The organism is Streptomyces sp. NPDC017676, assembly GCF_044329325.1.
In the GTDB taxonomy this organism is placed as follows: Bacteria; Actinomycetota; Actinomycetes; order Streptomycetales; family Streptomycetaceae; genus Streptomyces.
Genome location: NZ_JBIRJA010000017.1, coordinates 96,205 through 111,190 on the forward strand (window position 1 = coordinate 96,205; position 14,986 = coordinate 111,190).

General features: G+C 71.6%; 19 protein-coding genes. 2 read left to right on the top strand and 17 right to left on the bottom strand.

The annotated features are described in order from the left end of the window. Positions 1 to 644 precede the first annotated feature (644 nt). From ACH4LD_RS32055 to ACH4LD_RS32065, 3 genes are all read right to left on the bottom strand, one after another. A complete protein-coding gene (locus ACH4LD_RS32055) occupies positions 645 to 1,436 on the bottom strand; it encodes a class I SAM-dependent methyltransferase (protein ID WP_398057683.1) in 792 nt (263 codons plus the stop codon). A gap of 67 nt (positions 1,437 to 1,503) precedes the next feature. Further along, complete coding sequence (locus ACH4LD_RS32060; RefSeq protein ID WP_398057749.1) at positions 1,504 to 2,007, bottom strand: GNAT family N-acetyltransferase; 504 nt, start codon at positions 2,005 to 2,007, stop codon at positions 1,504 to 1,506. Between the two features lie 95 nt (positions 2,008 to 2,102). Then, positions 2,103 to 2,975, bottom strand: coding sequence for an LLM class flavin-dependent oxidoreductase (locus ACH4LD_RS32065; protein WP_398057682.1), 873 nt, complete (start codon positions 2,973 to 2,975; stop codon positions 2,103 to 2,105). 95 nt (positions 2,976 to 3,070) lie between these two features. Between ACH4LD_RS32065 and ACH4LD_RS32070 the strand changes: the two genes are divergently transcribed. Next, positions 3,071 to 3,478 (top strand): DUF192 domain-containing protein, encoded by a 408-nt coding sequence (locus ACH4LD_RS32070; protein WP_398057681.1) that lies wholly within the window; start codon positions 3,071 to 3,073, stop codon positions 3,476 to 3,478. A 12-nt stretch (positions 3,479 to 3,490) separates the two neighbouring features. Here ACH4LD_RS32070 and ACH4LD_RS32075 read toward each other — a convergent pair whose 3' ends face one another. From ACH4LD_RS32075 to ACH4LD_RS32100, 6 genes are all read right to left on the bottom strand, one after another. After that, positions 3,491 to 4,114 carry an OmpA family protein gene (locus tag ACH4LD_RS32075; protein ID WP_398057680.1) on the bottom strand — a complete coding sequence of 208 codons (624 nt, stop codon included), beginning with the start codon at positions 4,112 to 4,114 and terminating at the stop codon, positions 3,491 to 3,493. A gap of 7 nt (positions 4,115 to 4,121) precedes the next feature. Beyond that, positions 4,122 to 4,703, bottom strand: coding sequence for a hypothetical protein (locus tag ACH4LD_RS32080; protein WP_398057679.1), 582 nt, complete (start codon positions 4,701 to 4,703; stop codon positions 4,122 to 4,124). A 15-nt stretch (positions 4,704 to 4,718) separates the two neighbouring features. Next, positions 4,719 to 5,330 (bottom strand): flp pilus-assembly TadE/G-like family protein, encoded by a 612-nt coding sequence (locus ACH4LD_RS32085; RefSeq protein WP_398057678.1) that lies wholly within the window; start codon positions 5,328 to 5,330, stop codon positions 4,719 to 4,721. Continuing rightward, positions 5,327 to 5,512: a hypothetical protein gene (locus ACH4LD_RS32090; protein ID WP_398057677.1), complete on the bottom strand. Its 186-nt coding sequence runs from the start codon at positions 5,510 to 5,512 to the stop codon at positions 5,327 to 5,329. The genes ACH4LD_RS32085 and ACH4LD_RS32090 overlap by 4 nt, the downstream gene beginning before the upstream one ends. 125 nt (positions 5,513 to 5,637) lie before the next feature. Next, positions 5,638 to 6,396 carry a response regulator gene (locus ACH4LD_RS32095; RefSeq protein ID WP_398057676.1) on the bottom strand — a complete coding sequence of 253 codons (759 nt, stop codon included), beginning with the start codon at positions 6,394 to 6,396 and terminating at the stop codon, positions 5,638 to 5,640. Positions 6,397 to 6,406: 10 nt separating this feature from the next. Beyond that, positions 6,407 to 7,795 carry a sensor histidine kinase gene (locus tag ACH4LD_RS32100; RefSeq protein WP_398057748.1) on the bottom strand — a complete coding sequence of 463 codons (1,389 nt, stop codon included), beginning with the start codon at positions 7,793 to 7,795 and terminating at the stop codon, positions 6,407 to 6,409. On the opposite strand from ACH4LD_RS32100, the gene ACH4LD_RS32105 reads away from it, so the two are divergent. Continuing rightward, positions 7,704 to 8,069 carry a hypothetical protein gene (locus ACH4LD_RS32105; protein WP_398057751.1) on the top strand — a complete coding sequence of 122 codons (366 nt, stop codon included), beginning with the start codon at positions 7,704 to 7,706 and terminating at the stop codon, positions 8,067 to 8,069. The genes ACH4LD_RS32100 and ACH4LD_RS32105 overlap by 92 nt on opposite strands. On the opposite strand, the gene ACH4LD_RS32110 is transcribed toward ACH4LD_RS32105, so the two are convergent. Genes ACH4LD_RS32110 through ACH4LD_RS32145 form a run of 8 tightly spaced genes read right to left on the bottom strand, consistent with a single transcriptional unit; the run spans position 8,056 to position 14,890 of the window. Continuing rightward, positions 8,056 to 8,943, bottom strand: a complete 888-nt coding sequence (locus tag ACH4LD_RS32110; protein ID WP_398057675.1) for a DUF5936 domain-containing protein — start codon at positions 8,941 to 8,943, stop codon at positions 8,056 to 8,058. The two genes, ACH4LD_RS32105 and ACH4LD_RS32110, sit on opposite strands and share 14 nt — an antisense overlap. A 13-nt stretch (positions 8,944 to 8,956) precedes the next feature. Further along, positions 8,957 to 9,901 (bottom strand): type II secretion system F family protein, encoded by a 945-nt coding sequence (locus ACH4LD_RS32115; protein WP_103815821.1) that lies wholly within the window; start codon positions 9,899 to 9,901, stop codon positions 8,957 to 8,959. A gap of 12 nt (positions 9,902 to 9,913) precedes the next feature. Next, positions 9,914 to 11,251 carry a CpaF family protein gene (locus tag ACH4LD_RS32120; protein WP_398057674.1) on the bottom strand — a complete coding sequence of 446 codons (1,338 nt, stop codon included), beginning with the start codon at positions 11,249 to 11,251 and terminating at the stop codon, positions 9,914 to 9,916. 18 nt (positions 11,252 to 11,269) lie between these two features. After that, the gene (locus tag ACH4LD_RS32125; protein WP_103815823.1) at positions 11,270 to 11,617 is read right to left on the bottom strand and encodes a TadE/TadG family type IV pilus assembly protein; all 348 of its coding nucleotides are present in this window, start codon (positions 11,615 to 11,617) and stop codon (positions 11,270 to 11,272) included. 1 nt (position 11,618) lies between these two features. Beyond that, positions 11,619 to 11,999: a TadE family protein gene (locus ACH4LD_RS32130; protein WP_132790533.1), complete on the bottom strand. Its 381-nt coding sequence runs from the start codon at positions 11,997 to 11,999 to the stop codon at positions 11,619 to 11,621. A gap of 7 nt (positions 12,000 to 12,006) precedes the next feature. Beyond that, on the bottom strand, positions 12,007 to 13,242 hold the full coding sequence (locus ACH4LD_RS32135) for a CpaE family protein (RefSeq protein ID WP_398057673.1): 1,236 nt from the start codon (positions 13,240 to 13,242) through the stop codon (positions 12,007 to 12,009). A gap of 9 nt (positions 13,243 to 13,251) precedes the next feature. Further along, positions 13,252 to 13,956: a Flp pilus assembly protein CpaB gene (gene cpaB, locus ACH4LD_RS32140; RefSeq protein ID WP_014674668.1), complete on the bottom strand. Its 705-nt coding sequence runs from the start codon at positions 13,954 to 13,956 to the stop codon at positions 13,252 to 13,254. Between the two features lie 58 nt (positions 13,957 to 14,014). Beyond that, complete coding sequence (locus ACH4LD_RS32145; protein ID WP_398057672.1) at positions 14,015 to 14,890, bottom strand: hypothetical protein; 876 nt, start codon at positions 14,888 to 14,890, stop codon at positions 14,015 to 14,017. Positions 14,891 to 14,986 lie beyond the last annotated feature (96 nt).

Sequence of the window (14,986 nt, forward strand, 5' to 3'; positions counted from 1 at the left end):
GGGGGTTGGGCGCGGGGGTTGGGCGCGGGGGACGGGGTGCCGGAGCCGTTGAGCCTACCGCTGCTCGGGGGTTGGTCATGGCCCGCCCCTTCAGTGGGGACGGCGGACCGGGGACGGGAGGTTCCCGGATCGGGTTCCCGGAGCGGGGAAGAAAAACGGGCCGGTCCGTGGGGGGGAGACGGACCGGCCCGAGGGGGGGTTTCCACCATAACCCTTCGTAAGGGATGGTGGGTGCATCGGCGGGCCACAACTACTCTCCGGAATCATCCGGCGACGCCCCGCTGGCCGCGGAATGCGGGATTCATGGGGGCTTCATGGCCGGTTCACAGCGGAATTCCAGGGAAATCCGGCCGGATACGAACGGATTCGCAAGGATTAGGCCATCTTGGGGTTCATCGGCGAGTTGCCCCGAGTCCCCCCGGACGGGCGACGCCGTCAGTGAAGGGTGGACTTGACGCCTCCGCTACGCCACCGGGGCGAAGACCGCGCGGTTCCACGGCACCGCGCAGCCCCCTCCACTGCGCGGTACCGCCCGCGCAGCTTTGCTCACGCGAATAACCTTGGTCTGAACTTACGTGATCGAGGAGACCGGTGTGAACCGCGCTCGATAACAATGTGGAAACCCCGGGTGAACTCCGGTCGGACTACGGTCGACGACCCGGCTTGCGTACGTCGAAAAGCTGCCGGGCGCTGTACGCGACGAACGGCCCCTCCTTCTCGATCCGTTCGTGCAGCGCGCGCAGTCGGGGCTCGTACGCCTCGACCGTGAAGTCCGGGACCATCCACACCACCTTGCGCAGGAAGTGGACGACGGCGCCGATGTCGTGGAACTCCATCCGCAGCCGCTCCGCCCGCACCCCGGCCACCTCCAGGCCCGCCGCCTCGGCGCCGGCCCGCTCCCGCTCGGGGTCACGGCCGGCGCGCACCTCCTCCGGCTGCGGCCCGAGGAAGTACTCGACCAGCTCGAAGGCGCTGCTCGGCCCCACGTGCTGGGCGAAGTACGTCCCGCCGGGTCGCAGCACCCGGGCGATCTCCGTCCAGTACGGCCGCACCGGGTGCCGGCTGAGCACCAGGTCGAACACCCCGTCCGCGAACGGCAGCGGCGCGTCGTCCGGGGCGGCGACCACCACGACGCCCTGGGACCGCAGCAGGGCGGTGGCCTTCGCCACGTTGGGCGGCCACCCCTCGGTGGCAGCGACCAGCACCGGCCGGGCGGGCTCCGCCCGGCCCAGCGCGAAGTCCAGCACCTCCCCGCCGCCGGTCTGGATGTCCAGCACGGCCTCCGCGCCGGCCAGCCGCTCCCCCGCCGACCGGGCATAGCCCCACGACGGCCGCTCCTCGGTGGCCCGGCCCTCGAACCACGAGAAGTCCCAGCCCTCGGTCGGTACGGCGGCACCCTCGGCCACGAGGTCCTCGAAGGAACGCTGTTGACTCATACGGCCATGGTCCCAGCGGGGCCCCCGCGGGTCCTCCGGTTTTTCCGCCCCCCGGCCGGGACCGCTCTCAGCCCTCCCCGTGCGGCGCCGCGAGAACCAGCATGATGTGCTCGTCCGCCCCGTGGCGGACCGTGCCGGTCCGCTCGAAGCCGTGTCTCTCCAGGAGCCGCACGGAGGCGGTGTTGCCGGCGAAGGGGTCCGCGTACAGCGGTCGCACCGGCTCCAGCTCCAGGAACCGGGCGAGCGCCCGCGTGCCGACCCCGCGGCCCCAGTACGGCCGCCCGAGCCAGTAACCGATGAACCGCCGACCGTCCTGTGTCCAGGACACGACGCTCCCGGCGGCCTCCCCGCCGACGGTGACCGTCCGCACCAGGCAGTCGGGGTCACCGAGCACCCGCTCCCGCCAGTGCCGGAAGAAGACCTCCCGCGGCCGGGGGGCGAACCTCGACCGCCGGACGGCCTCGGGGTCGTGCTCGTAGGCGAAGAGGGCCTCCAGATCCTGCTCCGTGACGGCCCGCAGCCGCACGGGGAGATCCGAGTCGGGCGCACCGGGGTCGCGGTCACCGGCCATGTTCTGCTCGTGTCGGTCAGCCATGAGGGAGAGCGTGACACCCGCCACTGACAATGCCCCTGACCTGCGGCGACTCATCTCCCCGCCGCGTCCGCTCAGGACACCAGCGGGCGGACCTCCCGCGCGGCGAAGCGCACGAAGCCCTCCGGGTCGGGCTCGTCCGCCGTCGGCTGCAGCACGACGGTGTCCGCACCGGCCTCGGCCAGCCGCCGTACCGCCTCGGCGACCGCGCCCGCGTCCCCGGCGACCCCCACGTCCGCCGCCGGCTCCAGCCCCTCGGCGGCCAGTTCCGCGCGCAGCCGGGCGTCGGCTCCGGTGCCGGTGGCGGCCAGCAGATAGACCACGATCCGGTGCGCACCGTCACGTTCGGCCGCCCGCCGCCCCTCGTCCACGAGCTTCCTGGCCCGCCGTACGCCGTCCGCCGAGGTGGCGGCGGTGAGCAGGGTGCCGTCGGCCTTCTCACCGGAGAGCCGGAGCGTACGGGGTCCGGTGGCGCCAGCGAGGACGTCGACCGGGCGCTCCGGGGGCCAGTCGAGGGCGACGTCCTCCAACTGGACGTACCGCCCGCGCACGCTGAGCCGTTCCCCGCGCAGCAGGGCGCGCAGGGCGTCCAGGTGCTCCCCGAGGAGACCCAGCGGGGAGGCGGCCCGGGCGCCGACCTGGCCCATCCAGTCCTGCACCCCGTGCCCCACGGTCAGGATGGCCCGGCCGGGGAACATGCGCTCCAGCGAGGCGGCCTCCATGGCGGTGACGGCCACGTTCCTGAGCGGCACGGGCAGCAGTCCGATGCCGACCCGCACCCGTTCGGTCCAGGCGAGCGCGGCGGCGGCCGTGGACACCCCGCCCTCCAGGAAGCAGTCCTCCCACAGCCACAGTTCTTCGAGCCCCGCGTCATCCGCGAGGCGGGCGACGGCCCGCAGCCGCTCGGGAGGAAGCTGGGGGCGGAATACAACACCGAGTGCGGTCATGGAGCCCTTCCTAGTGGGGAGGACAGGAAAGGACAACGGGTTTGCGCATCCGGGCGAGTTGGCGACACGGGTGGCTGGACGTGGGAGGTCGGGGCATGGGGCGGCGCTGGCGGGACGGGCGGGGACGGCTGATCGTGCGGGCGGGCTCGGCCTCCGCCTCCGCCTCCGGCGCGGGACGGGCCGCCGTCCCCGTGCCCCTGGAGATCGCGGCCTCCTACCGGGCGCGGACGAAGGGGCTCCTGGGCCGGGACGCGGTCGACGGGGCGCTGCTGCTGTCGCCGGCCAGTGGGGTGCACACCTTCGGGATGCGGATCCCGATCGATGTCGCCTACCTGGACCGCCGTCTGACCGTCATCGCTGTCCGCACGATGCGCCCCGGCCGCCTGGGCCTGCCGCGCCCTCGGGCGCGGCACGTGCTGGAGGCGGAGGCGGGGGCGATGGCGGGGTGGGGGCTGCGGCCGGGAGTACGGGTGGAGGTGGAGCCGGGGGTGTCCCCGGGGTAGCCGGCAGCTGTCTCACTGCTGGGTACGCGGAAAGGACACCTCCACCCGGCGGTTCTTCTTCCGGCCGGCCTCGGTGGAGTTGTCGGCGATCGGGTACTGCTCGCCGTAGCCGCGGACGTCGAAGGTGATGGACGGGGTGTTCAGGTCCTGGTCCAGTACGGCCTGTACGGCGTTGGCGCGCTGTTTGGAGAGGGTGTCGCCGTGGGCGGAGGAGCCGAGGTTGTCGGTGAAGCCGAAGACGCGGACCTGGGTCGCGTGCTGCTTCCTGATCTCCTCGGCGATGCCGGCGATACGGGCCTTCGCCTCCGCGCCGAGCTTGGCGCTGTCCTTGCCGAACAGCACCTCGGCCTGGAGGGCGAAGGTCACGTCGGCGTTGGTGTCCTCGCGCCGTTCGTCCCCGCTCTGGTCCTCCACGACCGACTTGATGTCCAACACCTTGGCCTCGGCCAGCGTGGCCCCTTCCGGCAACTTCAGATCCGGATCCGTGGGGTCCACCTTCACCGGGGCGGTGGCGGAGGGTTCGGTACCGGGGGGTTCACTGGGACCGGTGTCGTCGGCGGACGCGGGGGTGGCGGACAGGTTCACGACGAACAGCAGGACAACGGCCGTGAGGGCGATCCGGGGTGTGGTGATCACTTGGGCCTCACCCGGAGATCTTGACGGACGCACTGGCGAAGGTGGGCAGTTGGAGGGTCACCTCGGTGGTGTTCGCGGGTGGGGAAGGGAATTGCATGAACACTGGGATGGTCTGACCTGACTGGATCGTTGAGAGACCGGTCGTGGTGAGGGGCCGCCCGTCGGTGTCCCGCAGCACGTAGTAGCGCTTCTTTCCGTTTGCGTCCACGAGGGTGGCACCGCCGAGAGATGTCCCATGCTGAACGATCTCAGTCTCGTCGCCGCGTAGGGCAGACGGAATGACCACCGACTGCGCCCCGTCATTCTTCAGGTTGCCATTCACGGTGACGAATCCACCGGAATCCCGCTGTGCGGAGGTCACCTGGAGGAGAAGACCGTCCTGTCCCTTGAGCTCTGCCAAAGGTGCCTCTGACTGCCCCTCTTGAGCACTCGGCTGGGAGCCATCGGTCTTGGATGCCGACGCAGAGTTCTCCGGCTTCTTGTCGTCATTCCCTCCGCCGCCACAACCGGCAACGGTAACGGCCAGCCCAGCAGCAACGGTCAGCGCGACCATCCCCCTGCGGGCCTTCGCAGTGAACCGCATGCTCATCGCTCCGCTTCCTCATCAATCGTCGTGGGGTTGTCCATCGGCCAGGTGTACGTCGAACAGATCCTCCGGCGCGGGCAGAGTGGCTTCATCGTCCGGGTCCAGAGTCCAGGTCTTGCCGTCACAGTCGAGTTGGGGCAGTTCATCGCCGCCGGCTGCCTCCTCGGGAGGGTCGAACGAGCAGCGTGGCTCGATCACGGCCGTGGCAGAGGCATGGGAGTGGATGTCCTCCGTGCCGGGGACAACGGAATCTCCGACTGACTTGTTCGTTTCGACATCGACCGTGTACCGCAGAAGCTGCCAGTTGCAGTCATTCAGCGTGGCATCGTTCTGCGCCGCGAGTTGCTCTGCACGCGCGCAGGGGTTGTCGACCGGCGTCTCGCCGTGGAAGATGTCCTCCCACTTGTCCGGGTCGAGCAGATCGGCGACCCATGCGGCCGCGAGTTGGTCACGCCCGTTTTGGGCAGCAGCCAGCACAGCTGCGTCAGCTGCTGTCTGCGCGCCGCCGCGGTTCACCGCAGCCTGACCTACCGCCAGGTAGGCGAACGCAAGAAAGAGCAGGCCCGCCACCACCGTGATGTAGATGGGGAAGGCCTGCCCGGCATCGCCGTAATGGCGGAGGCGCCTCACACGATTTTGTTGATCTGCGCCATGATCTTGTCGAGGATCGCCGATCCGATGCTGGTACCCGTAACCGCCAGCACGATCGCCACCACCACCGCGATGATCCCGAGGTACTCGACGGCGGTCTGTCCCTTGTCGTCGGTGCGGCGCTGCATCGCCACCATGAACTTCAGCATCCAGTCGCTCATGACGCTCCCCTCCGGCTTCGCTTCGGATTCCGGAAACGTAAAGCTCCCAGCAGCACCTGTCGGAGGGCCCCAGGGCCCAACCCCAGGCCCATTCCGGGTGTGGGGTTTCTGCCCGGTGTGTCATGTCAGGCCACCCCCAGCCACTTCGCCGTCGCCTGGGACCTCGTCGTGCTGTGGAGCTTGGCGAAGATGCGGTTGATGTGGTTCTTGACCGTCTTCTCGCTGATGAAGCAGGCGGCGGCGATCTGCTGGTTGGTCATGCCGGACGCGATGAGGTCCATGATCTCCGCCTCCCTGCTGCTCAGCCGGAACCGTGACCGGAAGGACTGTCCCACAGATGGTTGCAGTTGCGAAAGAGGGTGGGGGGCGGAATCTGGTGAATCAGCGGCAGGTTGGGGATCGTCGTGTGCAACTGCATCACCCCGTAGCTCCGCCAGCAACGCCCTCGCCGCCCCCGGCGTCACATGCGGTCGACCCTCCCGTACGTCCCGCACCGCCCTCACCAACTGCTCCGTCGTGAACTCGCCGTGCACCAGGTATCCCCCCGCCCCCAGCCGCAGCGCCTCCCGTACGGTCTCCGTCTCGTGGCTGTAGGTGAGCATCATGACGGGGGCCAGCCCCACCAGGTGGGGCAACGCCGAGATTCCGTCGACGCCGGGCATGCGGACGTCGAGGAGGATGACGTCCGGCCGGTGCCGGACCGCCGCCTCGTACGCCTCCCGCCCGTCCCTCGCCTCCGCCACCACCGTGGTGTCCGGGTGACCCGAGAGCAGGGCCGTCAGACCGGCGCGGACGACGGGGTTGTCGTCGGCGACCAGCAGCCGCAGCGGCGGGGACGCCTGCGACGGCGGTGGGAACGGTTGTGATGGTCGTCGGGGACGCATGTGCCTCCTCTCAGGCATTCCGGGACCCCGGTGGCGGGGGCGGTGGCGGTGGCGGTGGCGGTGGCGGGACCTCCAGGCGGACCTCCGTGCCTCGTTCGTGGGTGCCCCTCCCGATGCGGATCCGGGCGCCGGCCTGTGCCGCCCGCTCGACCATGCCGAGCAGGCCGAAGTGGCCGGAACCACGCAGTTCTTCGAGTGTGGTGCCCGGCGGGAGGCCTCTGCCGTCGTCGTGGACCGTGACGCGGAGCAGGTGCCCTACGACCGCCGCCCGTATGTCCACGCGGGTCGCGGACGCGTGCCGGTGGGCGTTCTCCAGTGCCTCCATGACGATGGAGAGGACATGGCGGGCCAGGGGGGCCGGGAGTGCGGGCAGGGCGGTTCCCGTTCCCTCGCCCGCCTCACCGCCGACCTCCCCCGCCTCGCCGGCCCTCTCGCCCGCCTCACCGTCCCCCTCCTGCCCTCCCCAGCCGCACGTGACCCGTAAGCCCGTGCGGCTCGTGAAGTCCGCCGCCCGGAGTTCCAGTTCCCGCCACAGCGGGGTCCGGTCCGGCGCGTCCGGCTGGTCCCGGCGCAGGTCCGTCAGCAGTTCCCGGGACTCCGCCGCCGCCCTGCGCGCCGAGCGGGACACCAGTTCCGCCTGTTCCCTGATGCGGGACGGGTCGGGGGTCGCGGCCGACGCCGTGGCCGCCAGGCCGTCCGCCGCCAGGGCCACGCCGTACAGGGTCTTGGCCACGGAGTCGTGCATCTCGCGGGCCAGCCGGGCGCGTTCGGCGCTCACCGCCTCCGCCGCCGCGAGGCGGGCCTGGACCGTCGTCAGGGCCTGGGTCGCGGCGCCGAAGCGGAGCATCAGGTTGCGCAGGGTCGAGCCCATGGCACCGGCGATGACGCAGAGGCCGGGGAGGAGGAGGGCCTCCGCCACCGGCGCGTGCCGGTCGGCCTTCAGGGTCGCGTGCACCAGGAGCAGGATCAGGGACTGGAGCGAGGCGAAGCAGGCGGCGCCGCGCCAGCCGTAGACCAGGCCGGCCAGGAGCGGGGTGCAGACGCTGACGTAGGCGAGCGTGGTGTCCGGGCCGGCCGAGATGAGGAGGAAGGAGCCGAAGAGGGTGTCGGCGGCCAGCAGGGTGGGGTGGCGCAGGAGGAGGGGGCCGAAGCGTTCCCAGTCGCGGAAGAGGACGTAGGACACCATGAAGGTGACGACCACGGCCGCGCCGACCAGGCGGGCGCCCAGGCCGGGGGCCGCGTTGAGGAGGGCGGCGGGAGCCGACAGGACGATCATCGCCAGGCGGAAGCCGAAGACCTGGCGGCACATGGCCTGGAGGGCACGGATCTGGAGCTTCTCGGAGGGCTCGTCCGGTGGCGCCGCCGTCACCGTCACCGTCCCCGTCCCCGACGGAGCCACCGACGGCCTCGCCGACGGCGTGGGGTGCGGTGGGACCTCCGTCCCGGCACCGGCCGCCCCTGGATCCCGCTTCAGCCCGACCGCCGCCGGGTCCCGCTCCAACCCAGCCGCTCCCGGCTCCCGCTTCAACCCGGCCGACCCCGGCTCCCGCTTCACCCCGGCCGCCCGCAGCCACGCCCCCGCCCGCGCCACCCCCGCCTGCACGCCCCGGCCCGTACGCCCCCTCAGCACCGTCGAACCCGTCACCGTCACGGCCGTCCTCACTCCCCCGTGAGGGAGCCGAAGTCCACGCCGGAGCCGAGGAGCAGGCCCGCGCCCAGCAGGAGCATCGTCGCCGGGACCATGAACGTGGTGATCATCAGCGTGGCCTTCGGCACCGCACGCGCGGCCTTGCGGCGGGCGTTCTGGGCGTCGGTGCGGCGCATGTCCTTGGCCAGGGACACCAGGGTGTCCACGATGGGCGCGCCCAGCTCCTCGCCCTGCTGCAACGCCGTCACGAACATGGCCACCTGCTCGGAGTCGTTGCGCCGGCGCAGCTCCGCGAAGGCCTCGCGGCGGCTCATGCCGAGGTCCATCTGGCGCAGGGTGATGCGCAGTTCGTCGGCCCACGGGCCCTCGTAGCGGGAGGCGACCCGGTCCAGGGCCTGCCGGAAGCCGAGCCCCGCGCTGACCACCACCGCGAGGACGTCCAGGAAGTCCGGCAGGGTGCGCTCGATGACGTCCTTGCGGACCCGGATCGCCGACCAGAGGCCGACCTCCGTCCAGAACGCGCCGAACAGCAGCAGGAGTACGGCCACGAACCACTGGCCGCGGAGGAGGAAGACCAGGAAGCCGACGGCGCCCAGTGCGCCGTAGACGGCGCGGCGGGCCGCGTAGCGGTCGATGGTCAGGCCGCCGGGGTTGCCCGCGAGGTCGATCTTCCGGCGGTACTTGGCCACGCGGCGCGGGCCCATCAGGCGCAGCACGGCCGGGGCGTAGCGCATGCCCATGCGGTCGATGACCGAGCCGACCGCGCCGGTGCGGGTGGCGCCGACCTCCAGGGCGACGGCGAGGTCGCCGGGGAGCCTGGCGTCCGCGCGGTACATGCGGATGCCGGCGAAGACGCCCCAGACGCCGAGGCCCATCAGCAGGGCGAGCAGGTATGCCACCGGGTCACCTCCCTCAGACGTCGATCCGGCTCATCCGGCGGATGAGGACGAAGCCGACGGCGTACATGGCGAACGCGATGATCACGCACGCCTGGCCGACCGGTGAGCCGGTCATGCGGTCGAGCGCGCCGTCCTTGACGCCGTTCATCAGGAACAACGCGCCGATCCCGAGGACGGGCACGGCGTACGACGTCATGGTCACCTGGGAGAGCTGGGTACGGATCTCGCGCCGGGTCTCCTTGCGCTCCTCCAGGGTCTCGGTCAGGTTCCGCAGGGCGGAGACCACCTGGCCGCCCGCCCGGTTCGACAGGACCAGCGTGGTGACCAGGACGACCAGTTCGCGGGAGGGGAGGCGGTCGGCCAGCTCGCCGAGGGCGTCGTCCAGGGAGTGGCCGACGGCGAGCTGGTCGGCGACCTTGGCCAGTTCCTCGCCGGCCGGGGCCTCCAGTTCCTCCGCCGCCATGCCGATCGCGGTGCGCAGGGCGAGGCCGGCCTGGGTGGCGTTGGCCAGGATGCGGGCCAGCTCGGGGAGTTGGTTGATGAACCGTTCGATGCGCTTCTGCCGCTGCCAGTTGAGGAACTGGACCGCCGCCCAGACGCCGAGCAGGCCCGCGATCGGGCCGAAGAAGGGGGCCAGGGTCGCCTGGCCGATCAGCCAGAGCGCGGCGACCGTCCCGAGCATGGCGGCGAAGAACTCCCCCGGCGTGACGTCCAGGCCGGTGGCCGCCAGGCGCCGCTCCAGCCAGCGGCCGAGGCGGGTGCGGCGCAGCCGCCGGTCCAGGTCGCGGAAGCGGCGTCTGCGGCCGGTCGCGGGCGGCGGGCCGGTGTGTGCGAGGCGGTCCACGAGGGCGGCGCGCCGGGCCCGGCCGGAGGCGTAGGCGTGCACGCCGGCCACCGCCAGGACGCAGGTCAGCAGCGTCACGCCGGTGGTGAGCTGGACGAGGGTGTGCAGTTCCATGGTCCTCAAGTCCTACCTGGCTTCTCGGGTGGCGAGCTGGTCGGCGGAGCGGGCGACGCCGAAGGCCTGGGGGATGGGCTGGCTCGCCATGTAGAGGCGGTCGGCGGTGCGGCGGGGCAGCGGGAAGTAGCGGAAGTCGCCGTACACGCGGCCGTCCGGGGTCATGGGCCGCGCGTCGAAGCGCGCCACGGTCGCCAGCCGGTACGGCTCCCCGCCGTGGCTGTCGAGCACCGCGATCTCGGTGATCCGGCGCGCGCCGTCGGCGAACCGGGTGAGCTGGACGATGACGTCGACCGCGCTGTTGATCTGGTCGTGCAGGGCGACGAAGGGCACCTCGACGTCGGACATGGAGGCCAGGGTCTGCAACCGGGTCAGCGCGTCCTCGGCGCTGTTCGCGTGCACGGTCGCCAGCGAGCCGTCGTGGCCCGTGGACATCGCCTGGAGCATGTCGAGGGACTCGCCGCCGCGGACCTCGCCGACCACGATCCGGTCGGGGCGCATCCGCAGGGAGTTGCGGACCAGGTCGCGGATGGTGACCTGGCCCTTGCCCTCCACGTTCGGCGGGCGGGACTCCAGGCGGACCACATGGGTCTGCTGGAGCTGGAGTTCGGCGGAGTCCTCGATGGTGATGATGCGCTCGTGCGACGGGATCAGCCCGGACAGGGCGTTGAGCAGGGTGGTCTTCCCGGTGCCGGTCGCGCCGGAGACGATGATGTTGAACTTCGCCTGCACCAGGCCCGCCAGCAGGTACACCATGTGCTCGTCCAGCGAGCCGAAGCCGATCAGTTCCTGGAGGGTGAAGGAGCGCGGGAAGCGGCGGATGGTGAGGATGGGGCCGGTCAGGGACAGCGGCGGGATGATGACGTTGACCCGCTCGCCGGACGGCAGGCGGGCGTCCACCATCGGGTTCGACTCGTCCACGCGGCGGTTGACGGTCGACACGATCCGCTCGATGGTCTGCATGAGCTGGTCGGCGGAGACGAACCGGAGGGGAAGCTGTTCGACCCGGCCGCCGCGTTCCACGAAGACGGCGTCCGGGCCGTTGACCATGATCTCCGTGATCGAGGCGTCCTCCAGCAGCGGTTCCAGGATGCCGAGGCCCAGCGCCTCGTCCACGACCCGGCGGATCAGCTGGGAGCGCTCGACCGTCGACAGCACCGGGCCCTCCCGGCTGATGATGTGCCCGAGCACCCGCTCCAGCCGCGCCCGGCGTTCGGCGGCGGCGAGCGAACTCATCTCCGCGAGGTCGATCTCCTCCAGCAGCTTGGCCCGGTAGGAGGCGACCAGGTGTCCGTCCTCGCCCCGGCTGCCGTGCTCCTCCGGGGTGCTGATGCGTGCCCGCAGACTCATGGGGTCGCCTCTCCTCGGTCAGTGGTCGAGCGGCATGGTGGCGGACTTGGTGGCGGAGCCGAGGTCCCAGACGATGGTGGGGATGTGGACGGTCGCGGTGACGGTGACCGAGTCGTCCCCTCCGCCGGTCTCGCCGCACTGCACGGAGAGGCCGCCGCTGACCGCGTCGGCGCACGCCTGCCCCACGTCCTGCCGCAGCGACGCGGCCCGCGCCCCCGCCCGGGCCGCCGTACCGGCCTGCTCGGCGGCGTAGGCGACGGCCCCGATCTGGAAGCCGGCCAGGCCGACGATCAGCAGGACGGGGACGAACCCCAGGTACTCGACGGCCACTTGGCCCCGGTCGCGTCTCGGGCGGCGGTACGGCATCTCAGTCCTTCACCTCCTCGACGGCGCCGGCGTGGCCGTGCACGGTGGCGGGGAAGGAGATCACGCCCGGGAAGAGGACCGGGACCTTGAGGGAGACGTCGGCCGTGACGTAGCCGGACGGGCTGCACTGCACCGACGCGTCCCCCTTCCACGCTCCCGACAGGTGCTTCAGCCCCGCCTCCGCGCACGCTGCCTGACGCGCGCCTCCCCGTGGCGCGGCCGTCCCCGCCCGCACCGCCTCGTCGGCAGCATTCCCGGCGAGCGTGAAGGTGTATCCCACGAGTACGGCCTGCCACATGAGCACCAGCGTCAGGACGATCAGCGGGGTCATGCCCAGGAACTCGATGCTCACCTGTCCCCGGTCCCCGTCCGGCCTTCTCATCAGGGACTCACTCCTTCCGGCGCCGCAGGCTCACGGAACCGCGTCCGTTCCCGCGGTGGGAGGCTCCCTCCGCGGCCTTCACCAGCCCCAGCTCCCCCGCGAGTCCCCACAGCGCCTGCTTGACCGTGCTCCTGGCGTCGAGCTCGTGTACCCGCCCGGCGTCCACGACGCCTTGCAGCTCCTTGAAGTTGGCGGGTACGGCCGTGCGCGCCAGGGCCGTCCCGGTGATGCGCTGCACGAGCGCCGGCTGGATCTCCGTACTGCGCGTGTGCCGGTTGACGACCACGGTCGTCTCCTCGGCCTTGCGGATCTGCAGCCGGTCCCACATCCGTACGGTCCGTTTGGCGGCGCGTACGGCGATGACGTCCGGGGTGGTGACCAGCAGCGCGGTGTCGGCCATCTCGACGGCCGCCGCGCCGGCCCCGCTGAGCTGGGCGCCGCAGTCGACGACGACGACCTCGTAGCGGGAGCGCAGGGCGCTGACGAGCTGGCGGGTGGCGCGGTCGGTGACCTCCTCGCCGCGTTCGCCCTCGCCGGGCGCGAGGAGCAGGGCGAGCCCGGTGTCGTGGCGGAAGACGGCGTCGGCGAGGACGCGGGGCGAGATGTCGGTGATGGCGGCCAGGTCGGCCACCGACCGGCGGAACTGGATGTCCAGGTAGGAGGCGATGTCGCCGGTCTGGAGGTCGAGGTCGACCAGGGCGGTGGCGCGGCCGGAGGCCTGGGCGGCGAGGGCGAGCTGGATGGCGGTCAGTGTCGCGCCCACGCCTCCCTTGGCGCCGCTGACCGTGACGACGGTGCCGCCGGCCCCAACGAGCGTCTCGGCGCCGTGCCCGAGGTGCCGTCGTACCCCCGTCGACCACTGGGCGACGGCCTGCACGCGGTTGGCGAGCTCCTCGTACGACAGCGGGAGCGCGACCAGGCCGCGGGCGCCGGAGTCCATGGCGGCGGCGAACAGGCCGGGGCTCGTGTCGGTGGTGACGAGGATGACGCCGACGGCCGGGAAGCGCAGGGCGACCTCGCGGATCAGTTCCAGGGCCGGGACCGGGCCGATCCGTTCGTGGACGACCACGACCTCGGGCAGTTCGTCGACCGACTCGGCGGCGAGCCGGGCGAGGGCGTCGACCAGTTGGGTGGAGTCGGTCACCGGGGGCTGCGGCTCGGCGTCAGGGAGCTGGCTGAGCAGGGTGGTGAGGGAGCGGACGGCGTCCGGGTCCGCGCCGGCCGGGAGGATCCTGGTGGGCATGGCCGCCTCTCACTTGTCCGTCGCGAGTTCGTAGGTGCGGTCCTTGTCGGGGACGCTGGTCTCGCTGCCGGGGGCCACGAGCGCGAGCCGGACGCGCTGGGCGAAGGACTCGGCGTAGGTGACGCGCTGGGCGTCGATGGTGGACAGCGCGAAGGTGATGGGGACGGCCTCGGTGGGCTGCCGGTCCTTGTCGCGGTCGGGTTCGAGGGCGGTGATCCGGCCGACGTCGATGACGCGGGCGTTGGTCACGATGATCTTCGACTGGTCCGGGTCGCCCTCCTTCTTTCCCTCGAAGGTGGCATAGACGTTGACCCGCGACCCCGGGGTGATCTTGCCCGCCACGCCGGTCGCCGCGTCGATCATGATGGCGACCTCCTGCTGGCCGGGCTGGAGGGCGGGCCGGTCCACGATCATGTCGGTCTGGAGCAGGGAGCCGGCGCGCAGGGTGGTCACGGCGATCTTGCCGCGGATCTGCCGGAGGTCGGTGACGGCGTTGCCGGACAGCCACCGCTTCGGCATCTCGATCTTCTCGAACTGGCCCGTGTCCAGTGCGGTGTACGGCTTCACCTCGGACCTGACCCGGTAGGCGGCGACCTCGGGCCCGACCTTGGAGTTCGCGTCGTGGATGACGGAGAGCACGCCGGCGAACGCGCCCAGCGCGCACAGGACCGACAGGATCAGGAGTATCACGCCGCGGCGCTGACGGGAGTTCATGAACCGTGCAACCTCATTGGGGGAATCGGTCGAGCGGGACGGGTCAGGTTCGCGCAGGTCAGGCGGGCGTTCGCTGTTCCAGGGCGCGGGGTGTCTCGTACGCGGGCGAGGTGGCGGAGCAGAAGACGCAGCGGTCGCCGATGACGTCCAGGCCGCACCAGTGACAGCTGGTCTGCCGTACGGAGGTGACCAGTTGGTAGAGGACGGACAGGTCGGCGAGGTAGCCGCAGAACTCGACCATGCGGCCGGTCCCCCACCACACCGGTGACTCGGCGGGCAGCGGGGTCTCGCGCAGTCCGTGCACACCCCACCGGGTGCCGAGCCCGGCGGCCCAGTCGCTCTGCAACTGCCCCTTCGCGACCAGCATCCAGGTGCTGAACTCGGGCCCCTTGAGCGTGGCGTCGGGGGTCACCTTGACGAGCTGGGGCTCGGGGTGGGCGAGGACGGCGAACTGGCTGCCCGGCATCCAGCTCCTGGCGTGCGCCTTGAGGCCGACCGGGACCCGGTCCAGCTTGGCGACGGAGCCGAGGACGGCGCCGGCGTGGATGTAGTGGGTGAGCAGCCGGCCTGCGGAGGCGAGTACGCCCGGACTCAGGTCGCAGGAGGCGAGCTGGCGCAGCTGCCGGGCCAGGACGGCGATGCCGAGCGGCGGTAACTCCGGCCGGAACAGGGCGATGCGGTCGCTCTCCAGCAGCGAGCGCAGGGTGTACAGCCGCCGTACGACGGGCTCCGGGGTGGCCTGTGAGCAGACGACGACCACATAGCCGTACTGCTCGGTGAGGGTGTGGAGTTCGGTGAGGGCCTGGTCCAGCGGCTTGCGGTCGAGGCCGGCCAGCACGACGGCGGGCACGGTCCGCTCGTCCTGCGCCGGCAGCGCCATGTCGGCACTGGTCACGGCAATGGCAGTTGGCACGCGCAGCTCCCCGCTCTTCACACCCGCCGGCCCACCGGTGTAACTCCAGTGCGCCAGGACGACTTCATTGCGTGACTACCTGAGCACTGTATCCACGGGCGTATGACCGGAGAACAG